We start from the raw sequence: 6,237 nt of genomic DNA on the forward strand, positions 1-6,237 counted from the left end.
TGTTCCCCTGCGATACTCAGTTGGCGGTGGGCAGCGCGTTGACCGGATGCGTGCCGTACTTCGTCATGCGGTAGTGCGGATACCACTTCGTGAAGAAGACCGCGCTGTTGCGCGCGGCGAACGCAATCAGAAGCCCGGTCCACAGCGGCATGCTCGGCACATAGAGGATGGCGATGTTGCCGACCATCATCAACAGGGCTGCGATCGTCCAGGCCCAGGTGATGATGTAATTGACGCGCAGGAAGCCGGGTTGCTGCATCGTCTTGGCGTCGACCACTTCGCGCGCATATTGCGCCGTGAAGGGACGGCCGGCCAGGATCGAACCAAGCGAAACCATGAAAATGCCGGTGTCGACGGCGAACCTCACCGATGCGGTGCCGAGGTGCTGATCGAGGAAGACGACATAGAGGCCGACCGCGGCGAAAGTGATCACCGAGCCGACGCCGAGGATCTTGACCGAGAGGCCGCGCATCACGTCGAATGCGATGACTGCGAGGCAAATCGCGGCGGCGGCAAACAGGCTGATCGTCGCTGACGTCATCAGCAGCAAGGCTGCGAAGGCACCATAGGGGGCGAGGATGAGAAAGATCGTCATGGCCGCCTCTCCGGGCTCATCTTGACAATGTAAAGATAAACTAGAGGTGCCGTGAGGAGCCGTCAAGCGAAATCTTTACAGTGTCAAAATAACGGCAATATCGGATAAATCGTAATAATTTCAGTTGCTTATGGTGATGTTATTCCGGGGTGTGCGTTGGCGCGAACCCGGAATCTCGAGCCCACAAGCTCCAGATTCCGGGTTCATCGATGCGCGATGCCCCGGAATGACCGGGGCATGGCCCGATCTCAATTCGCGCCAATCCAATTGCCGTGGAAGCCGTCGGGCACGCGGTGGCCGAGATGGACCAGCGCGATCGGGCCGGCCTCGACGTCGCGCGCGTTGAACACCGCGAGGTCGCTGCGGTTTTCCCGGGCGCGCCAGACCACCGCGAGCAGCCAGCCGTCGCCCTCGGCGGCATCGCTGCCGCGCTCGACGAACACCGGCTCAGAGATCGTGTCGCCGGCAGGCAGCAGATAGTGGCCGACACGCTTGCCGGTGCCGTCGACATGCACGATGCCGGAAAGCGCACCGAACATCGGGAGCTCAGGATTGGCGCAGGCGTACCAGCCATGGGCGAAAGCATAGCCGGCGCGGCGATCGTCGATGCGCGGGAATTCGCCGGTGAGGTCGTCGAGATAGACTTGCGTGAAGCGGTCGGTATTGCCGGCGAGATCGAAGGTCCAGCGGCAATAGCGCGCGCGGTTTTTCTTCGGATCCGTCGGCGAGCCGTCCGGATGGTTGAACAGCGGCGCTTCCTCGAACTGCATGACGTCGGCAATGATGCGGCTGCCTTCCTCCCAGGCGTTCACGACGTGGAAGACGTAGCAGCTCTCGGCCCGGAACCAGGTGATGTCTTGCGCGGAGCCGCTGCGCTTCATCACGCCGACATAGGCGCCCTTGTCCGGCTCCCAGGCATACGGCGCCTTCCCCTGCATCGCACGCTCCATGCTGCCGGTGACCGGGAGGATCGGAAACAGCAGATGGTTTTCGGTGACGATGAAGTCGTGCACCATGCTGGCATAGGGTGACTCGAAGCGTTCGAAGCGCGTCACGACGCCGGACGAATTGACCGAGCCGAAGGAAAGGGTAGGGGTCAGGGGGCCTGCGGCGTTGTAGCCGAAGAACACGAGCTCGCCGGTCTTCGGATCGACCTTGGGATGCGCGGTGAAAGGCCCCTGGATCGCGCCGTTATAATCGCAGTAACCGAGCCGGTTCAGCGTGCCGGGCTCGATCTCGGTCGGCAGATGACCTTCCTCGAGCGCGAGCAGGCGGCCGGCGTGGCGGATGATGTTGGTGTTGGCGACGCCGCCGTCAGTGGTGGTCGCGGGCGGCGCATCCGGCAGCTTGCGGCCGAAGCCGCCGAACAAGGCGCGGCCGGCGTCGTGCTCGGCCTGCCATTTCGGCGTGCGGACCCAGCGGTTGCGATAGCTGGCGCGGCCGTTCTCGATATGGAAGGCGTGCAGCATGCCGTCGCCGACGAACCAGTGCGCACCGGGGCCCTCGAATTGCGGATTGGGTCCGTTGCGATAGAGCGTGCCGTTAAGCTCGCGCGGCAGCTCACCCGATATCTTCAGGAACGGCGCGTCCGCTTCAAAGGGGATCGGCGCCAGGTTGGTCCGTCGTGTCTCAGCGATCAGTTGATCAAGCATCGTCACTCCCTCCAGGTTATCTTTACAATGTAAAGATATGGATACAGGCGACCATGCAAATCGTCAAGCAAAATCTTTACGATGTAAAAATTGCGACCTATAAGGATTCGCATGACGAGATTGTCCAGAGAAAACAAGGCGAACGCCTCGCCGTCGAGAACGCGGAAGGCAGCGAAGCAAGCGGTACAGAGACCGGCGCGCCGACAGCGCCGCTCGGGCGAAGCGCCCTATCATCATGGCGCGCTGCACGAAGCGCTGTTAACGGCGGCCGAGCGCGTGCTCGAGCGCGACGGGCTGGCGGGGCTGACCCTGCGCGCAGTGGCGCGCGAGGCCGGCGTTTCGCACGCCGCGCCGACGCATCATTTCGGCGACCTGACCGGCCTGCTCAGCGAACTCGCCGCCATCGGCTTCCGCCAGTTCAACGATGCGATGCGCACCGCCGTCGCAGGCGGCGCGACTATAGCGGAGAAGGGGCTGGCGCGCGCAAAGGCCTATATCGGCTATGCGCAGGCGCATCCGGGCATGTACGGCTTGATGTTCCGCACCGAGCGGCTCGACATGTCCAGGCCCTCGCTGCATGAGGCCGCAAGCACCGCGTTCGCCGGCCTCGCCGGTGCGATCGGCGAAAGCCGCCACGAGCGTATCGAGGAACAGAAGCTGTCGCTCGACCAGGCCGCTGCGATCGTGCGTGCCTGGTCGCTGGTGCACGGCTTCACCACGCTGCTGCTCGATGGCCGCCTCTCCGACGTCCTGAAACGACTGCCCGAGGGCACGTCGGCCGAGACGCTGCTGGATGCGATGCTGCGCAGTTCGGCGTTCCGGCCGCCGGCCAACTGATGAATCTCAACGTACCCTAGTCAGCGCCGCACCAGCTCCACCGCGCGGCCGCTTTGGCCTACGATCTTCACCTGGTCCTTGCCGCATTGGAAGTCGCGGGCCGATTCGTCGGCGGCCTTGCGGGCCAATTGATTGGCGTCGGGATTGGCCTTCGCATCGACATAGGCGACATGGCACACCGCGCCCGGCGGCAGCCGCGTGACCGTCAGCATCGCCTTGGTGTTGGGGCGTCCGTCCTTGTCGGGGTCGCTGCCGTCGGCGATATGCCAGCGCTGAATGATGGCGAATGGCTTGCCGTTGGCTGTTCGCCACTCGACCGTGGGCTCGGTTGAATTGAAGGGCGCAAACCAGGCTTCTGCAGCCGGTTCCTTCGCTGCAGCGGCGCGATCGCGGCCGACGGAGACGGTCTCACGCAGATCGTCTTCGGTGATCAGCACCACGAGCCCGGATTTCCCGGGGCAAACCTGCGTGGTGCCGCCGGACTCGCCCGGCTTACCGACTACGCGGCAGTCCTTTGGCGCCGTTGACGTGTAGCTGCTGCCGAATGTTTGGGCGTTTGAATTGTCAATACTGCCCGTGAACAGGACGGCAAATACGCATGCGTTTATGACAGGCTTCATCGTGCAGGCCTTCACAGAGGAACCGAGATGAGATGATGATCTCATCTCCTTGTTTGAGCATGATCTTTTCGGAAAGCTGCTTTCCACGCCATCGAATCACGCCTTACTCAGACGCGTTCATTGTGGGCAAGGTTCAACGGGACGCGCGAAACACCTGACAGCGGCGCTGAATTGTCCTAGAAGAGCGGCTCCGCAGAGCCGTCGCTTGTGCGGAGCTTCCGTCATTCAACATTACCATGCCCTCGATATCGCCGAACAAACCCTATCGCATCGGCCGTTCCCGCACCGGGCTCGGTCTCTTCGCCACCAAGCCGATCAAGAAGGGTGCCAGGATCATCCGCTATTTCGGACCGCTCCTGGATTCCAAGAAGAAGGAAGAGGACGAGATCGAGAACAAGTATCTGTTCGAGCTCACGAACCGCTGGACCGTCGACGGCTCGATCCGCGAGAACGTCGCCCGGTATATCAACCATTCCTGCAGGCCGAACTCGGAATCCGACGTCAAGCCGCGCAAGCGCAAGATCTATATCCGCGCCATCAAGAACATCGAGCCGGGCGAGGAGATCAGCTACGACTACGGCACCGATTATTTCAAAGCCTATTTGAAGCCGATCGGCTGCAAGTGCGATTCCTGCGAGAAGAAGCGCACGAAGAAGCGCGCCGAGGCGCGGGCGGAACGGCTTAGGCTGAAGGAGAAAGCCGAGCGCAAGGCGAAACGCAAGGCCGAGAAGCTCGCCCAGGAGAAAGCCAAGGACCAAGAGAAGGCCAAAGAAAAGGCGAAAAAGAAGAACGGCAAGGCCAATGGCAAGTATCTGAATGGCTCTGGCCGCCCCAAGCCTGCCGGCAAGAAGGTGGTCGCGGCAAAGCGCAAGAGCTCAGCCGCGCCGCTTTACGCTTAAGGCTGCTGATGGCGGCTTTCGCGGGCTATCCGGCCCTGGGGTTGACCACTTAGTCGTGCTTAGCGAGAACGCGGCCGACCGTGGAGGGATGGACCTCGAACATGCGGGTCGGCCTCGGACGCGCTCGCTGACATTGGTCACTTTTCGCCATTTGTCTTCGTATTGCGTTCAGCTGAGTTCTTCGGCGAGCCCAATGAGAAGCCCTTCAGGCCCACGTATGTAGCAGAGCCGATACGCGTCTTTATACTGGACTACTTCGCCTACGAGCTGCGCGCCGCGCGTGCGGAGCCTTTCAAGCGTCTCGTCGATGTCGTCCACGGCGAACATGACGCGGAGGTAGCCCAGGGCGTTGACCGGGGCGTTCCGGTGATCTGCGACGACAGGCGGCGTGACGAAGCGGGAGAGCTCGAGCCGGCTGTGGCCGTCCGGTGTGCGCATCATGGCAATCTCGACACGCTGATCGCCCAGTCCAGTGACGCGTCCGGCCCATTCTCCTTCGATCGTGGCCTGCCCTTCGAGTTCGAGGCCGAGTTCGCGAAAGAAATCAATTGTCCCTCCGAGATCTTCGACGACGATTCCTACGTTGTCCATCCGCTTGAGCGCCATGTTTCCAATCTCCAGATGTCGCCGAGTCTAACAACGGACGCTTGAGGTACCCTCAACACCGGCGGCCATCCCGGCCCGATTCGCTGCTGACCACATCAGAAGCTTGAATCATGGACCGCCTCAATCCAAGTGGCGGCGATCTTGCGCGTCGCCTCGGCGCCGATCCGCAAAGGGCAGAGCGTCTGCTGGGTCTCTCCTTCGTCGCCGTCAACGTCTGCAAGCAGTCGATCGCGCTGGACCTGAAATCGCAAGCGGGTAGGGAGGTGTTTCTCCGGCTCGTGTCCGAGGCCGATGTCGTTCTGGAAAACTTCCGGCCCAAGGTCATGGAGCGACTTGGTCTCGGTTTCGAAGTCTTAAGTAAGCGTAACCCGCGCCTCATCTATTGTGCGATCTCCGGCTTTGGGCAGAGCGGCCCCTGGTCCGCTCGGCCCGCCTATGACCAGATCGTTCAGGGTCTTTCGGGCGCCATGAGCGTCGCGGGTGATACCTCCTCAGCTCCTCTTCGGACCGGCTTTCCCATCTCAGATACCATCGCCGGCCTGACAGCCGCCTTTGCCATCGCCGCAGCACTTGTCCAGCAGCAGCAGACAGGGCGCGGCCGCTTCATCGACGTGTCGCTGCTCGAGGCGACCATCGCGGCGATGGGATGGGTGGTCTCCAACCACCTGAACGCTGGCATTGAGCCGCAGCCGATGGGGAATGAGAATATTGCCGCAGCGCCCTCCGGAACGTTCCGAACCGCGACTGGACCGCTGAACATTGCCGCCAACGAGCGGAAGCAGTACCAGACTCTTTGCGACCTGATCGGACGGACGGATCTGAAGACGGATCCGCGTTTCGCAAAACGCGAGGCGCGCACGTTAAATCGCGCGTCACTGAACACGGAATTGAACGAGGCGTTGAGTCATAAGCCCACGGAAGAATGGGAGGCGCAGTTGAATGCGGCTGGCGTTCCCGCCGGCTGCGTGCTGACCGGTCCGCAAGTGTTGAACCAGCCGCAATTGCTCAAACGCAACTTTGTCGAGAGC

The 6,237-nt window shown here is 62.0% G+C and carries 7 protein-coding genes; 3 read left to right on the forward strand and 4 right to left on the reverse strand.

What is annotated here, in order from left to right:
* Positions 1–16: 16 nt before the first annotated feature.
* Both K288_RS0131570 and K288_RS0131575 read right to left on the reverse strand, forming a co-directional pair.
* Positions 17–595, reverse strand: coding sequence for a hypothetical protein (locus K288_RS0131570; protein WP_027583140.1), 579 nt, complete (start codon positions 593–595; stop codon positions 17–19).
* Between the two features lie 248 nt (positions 596–843).
* Complete coding sequence (locus K288_RS0131575) at positions 844–2,247, reverse strand: carotenoid oxygenase family protein (RefSeq protein WP_027583141.1); 1,404 nt, start codon at positions 2,245–2,247, stop codon at positions 844–846.
* 111 nt (positions 2,248–2,358) lie between these two features.
* On the opposite strand from K288_RS0131575, the gene K288_RS0131580 reads away from it, so the two are divergent.
* Complete coding sequence (locus tag K288_RS0131580; RefSeq protein WP_051334848.1) at positions 2,359–3,084, forward strand: TetR/AcrR family transcriptional regulator; 726 nt, start codon at positions 2,359–2,361, stop codon at positions 3,082–3,084.
* A gap of 20 nt (positions 3,085–3,104) precedes the next feature.
* On the opposite strand, the gene K288_RS0131585 is transcribed toward K288_RS0131580, so the two are convergent.
* Entirely contained in the window at positions 3,105–3,704 is a 600-nt protein-coding gene (locus tag K288_RS0131585; RefSeq protein ID WP_051334849.1) for a hypothetical protein, read from the reverse strand.
* Positions 3,705–3,940: 236 nt separating this feature from the next.
* Between K288_RS0131585 and K288_RS0131590 the strand changes: the two genes are divergently transcribed.
* Positions 3,941–4,603, forward strand: coding sequence for an SET domain-containing protein (locus K288_RS0131590; RefSeq protein WP_027583144.1), 663 nt, complete (start codon positions 3,941–3,943; stop codon positions 4,601–4,603).
* Positions 4,604–4,771: 168 nt separating this feature from the next.
* Here K288_RS0131590 and K288_RS0131595 read toward each other — a convergent pair whose 3' ends face one another.
* A complete protein-coding gene (locus K288_RS0131595) occupies positions 4,772–5,209 on the reverse strand; it encodes a VOC family protein (RefSeq protein WP_027583145.1) in 438 nt (145 codons plus the stop codon).
* Between the two features lie 110 nt (positions 5,210–5,319).
* On the opposite strand from K288_RS0131595, the gene K288_RS47150 reads away from it, so the two are divergent.
* Positions 5,320–6,237, forward strand: a 918-nt coding sequence (locus tag K288_RS47150; protein WP_084799850.1) for a CoA transferase, incomplete at its 3' end; no start/stop codon positions are given.

Origin of the sequence: Bradyrhizobium sp. Ai1a-2 (genome assembly GCF_000426245.1) — a bacterium.
Classification (GTDB): Bacteria; Pseudomonadota; Alphaproteobacteria; order Rhizobiales; family Xanthobacteraceae; genus Bradyrhizobium.